At 44.3% G+C, this 1834-nt stretch carries 2 protein-coding genes and 1 pseudogene; 2 read left to right on the top strand and 1 reads right to left on the bottom strand.

The genetic code is table 11. The features are described 5' to 3' along the window. Positions 1 to 376 (top strand): annotated as a pseudogene (locus tag ACTHUM_RS12905) (type I glyceraldehyde-3-phosphate dehydrogenase); the annotation flags it as partial. Positions 377 to 471: 95 nt separating this feature from the next. Here the strand turns inward: ACTHUM_RS12905 and tsaA are convergent. Continuing rightward, positions 472 to 1146: a tRNA (N6-threonylcarbamoyladenosine(37)-N6)-methyltransferase TrmO gene (gene tsaA / locus ACTHUM_RS12900; protein ID WP_377073511.1), complete on the bottom strand. Its 675-nt coding sequence runs from the start codon at positions 1144 to 1146 to the stop codon at positions 472 to 474. A 170-nt stretch (positions 1147 to 1316) separates the two neighbouring features. Between tsaA and ACTHUM_RS12895 the strand changes: the two genes are divergently transcribed. Then, positions 1317 to 1834 (top strand): isochorismatase family protein (locus tag ACTHUM_RS12895; protein ID WP_440403045.1); only part of this gene is annotated, 518 nt, incomplete at its 3' end.

Here is a 1834-nt window from a genome sequence, read left to right as displayed (position 1 = left end):
CACCGGTGCCGCTAAAGCCATCGGCTTGGTTATCCCTGAGTTGAACGGCCAACTTGATGGCTCTGCCCAACGCGTTCCCGTAGCCACAGGCTCTTTGACCGAACTGGTTTCTGTTCTCGAACGCCCTGTTACCAAAGAAGAAATCAATGCAGCCATGAAAGCTGCCGCCAACGATGCTTTAGGCTACACTGAAGATCAAATTGTTTCTTCCGACGTTATTGGTATCGAGTACGGCTCACTCTTCGATGCGACTCAAACCCGCGTGATGACAGTTGGCGATAAACAATTGGTAAAAACCGTTGCTTGGTACGACAATGAAATGTCTTACACTTGCCAATTGGTTCGTACCTTGGAATTCTTTGCCAGCAAAATCTAAAAGATAACAGGCTGAATCAATCAGTCTGTGGATAATTAAAAGGCCGTCTGAACATTTCAGACGGCCTTTTGTTTGTAGATAGATTCAATTTGCAATCAGATTGTGGATAGTTTAATCACTGTGGCACATTTGTTTTCTATCCTAAACTGTACTTCATAATCCGCAATATTCATTACATAAACCCGTTCGGGAATATCTTGATAGGCAGGGCGGGGATCTTGAGCAATGCTTTGCTCAATGAGATGTTTTTCTTCTGTGGATAAATGTTCCGTAAGCGTACTTTCTGCCCAGACTACGTTCAATTCTTCAGGTTTGCCGCTGACAAAGCCTGATGATGCGTCAGGTTTGGATTCGACAAACGGGATGTAGGGTTTGATATCCACTACCGGAGTACCGTCCAATAGGTCTGCACCGCTGCAATAGATGCGGACAGGTTTGCCTGTTTCGATGCGTTCGAGTTTCAGCAGGGATAAACCGAGATGATTGGGGCGGTGCGGGCTGCGTGTGGCAAATACGCCTATTTTTTGTTTGCCTCCGAGTCGTGGCGGACGCACCATTTGCGCCCAACCTTCATCCAATACGCCGTGGAAAATAAAACTTATCCACACATAGTCGAAATCTTCCAAGCCCCGAACGCTGTCTGCGGTAAATTCAGGAGTGAGTTCAATGCAAATTTCTGCCGCAGGAACCAAACCGGGTTGGCGGGCAATGCCGAATTTTTGTTTGTAGGGAGAATGAACGGTTGCAATAGGCGTAATCGAATAGGACATAATCTGTGGATAAATATTCTGTGCAAACTGTCATCATATCATAGATGTTTTCCCACATTTTGCGGTAGTAATTTGTTATAATACAAAGCATTTATTTCAAATGTACGTACATGGGTAATAAATGCTCAATTTGAATAATGTAAAATGAAATCAATAGGTTAAATTAATCCATGATTGTTTCTATCGATGTCGATGCACAAAAAACGTTTACGCCTTTGTGTCCGAAAGAATTGCCTGTTGCCGAAGGTCATCTGATTGCGGATGAACTCAATGCCCAAGCTGCATTGGCGGATTTACGCGTGATGACGAAAGATGCGCATCATGTTGCGGCAAAATGGCTTGTGGATAATCCTGTTGATATGTTAAAACCGACGGGTTTACCCGATGCGGATTTGACTTGGGTGTCACATGCGATGGTTGGAACATATGGCTATGAATTGTTGGATGGCCTGCCTTCAGCCAAGGAATACGATTATTGTGTTTGGAAAGGCATTGATCCTGAGTTACATCCTTACGGCGCATGTTTTCACGATATTGAAGAAAAGCTCAGTACAGGTTTGATCGAATGGTTGCGCTGTCAAAATGCAGATACAGTTATTGTCGGCGGTTTGGCAACGGATTATTGTGTGAAAACAACGGTTTTACAGTTGCTTAAAGGCGGAGCTTGGAAAGTCATTGTCAATCAGGC

Source organism: Neisseria sp. P0021.S006 (assembly GCF_051956895.1).
This window is presented reverse-complemented; position numbering and strand designations above follow the sequence as displayed.